A 678-nucleotide genomic window follows, 5' to 3' on the forward strand; every position below is an offset into this window, starting at 1 on the left:
CGCCACACCCGCATGGTGTGTATAAATGGTGAGCCATGAAGGACTCGAACCTTCGACCCTCTGATTAAAAGTCAGATGCTCTACCAACTGAGCTAATGGCTCATATTATAATGAGTATTACTATAATAAAGTAAGTGGTGCCGGCGAGAGGACTTGAACCCCCAACCTACTGATTACAAGTCAGTTGCTCTACCAGTTGAGCTACACCGGCATATAAATGGTGGAGGATGACGGGATCGAACCGCCGACCCTCTGCTTGTAAGGCAGATGCTCTCCCAGCTGAGCTAATCCTCCATATGGTGACCCGTACGGGATTCGAACCCGTGTTACCGCCGTGAAAGGGCGGTGTCTTAACCGCTTGACCAACGGGCCACTTTAGAATAATACAGTGATGAATGTCCAATTAAGAACAATTACCTGGCAACGTCCTACTCTCACAGGGGGAAACCCCCAACTACCATCGGCGCTGAAGAGCTTAACTTCCGTGTTCGGTATGGGAACGGGTGTGGCCTCTTCGCCATCATTACCAGATAATTTATTCAGTTGAAGGTATATTCCTTCAAAACTAGATAACGATTCATCATTCAAGTTATTCAAGTGAGTTTGCTCTTATTACTGTGTCCAGCTACAGAAGCCAAATACTCCGGAAATTTCACAATCTCGTGCGAAGTCAAAGTA

General features: G+C 46.6%; 4 tRNA genes and 1 rRNA gene. All 5 read right to left on the bottom strand.

The features are described from left to right. Positions 1-26: 26 nt before the first annotated feature. The 5 genes from K9V48_RS28330 to rrf all read right to left on the bottom strand — a co-directional run bounded on the left by K9V48_RS28330 (position 27) and on the right by rrf (position 531). A tRNA-Lys gene (locus K9V48_RS28330) sits at positions 27-102 on the bottom strand. A gap of 33 nt (positions 103-135) precedes the next feature. After that, positions 136-211, bottom strand: a tRNA-Thr gene (locus K9V48_RS28335). 7 nt (positions 212-218) lie between these two features. Continuing rightward, positions 219-294: transfer RNA gene (locus K9V48_RS28340), tRNA-Val, on the bottom strand. A 3-nt stretch (positions 295-297) separates the two neighbouring features. Beyond that, positions 298-372, bottom strand: a tRNA-Glu gene (locus K9V48_RS28345). A gap of 43 nt (positions 373-415) precedes the next feature. Next, positions 416-531 (bottom strand): 5S ribosomal RNA (rrf, locus tag K9V48_RS28350). Between the last annotated feature and the right edge of the window lie 147 nt (positions 532-678).

The organism is Metabacillus rhizolycopersici, from assembly GCF_020075705.1.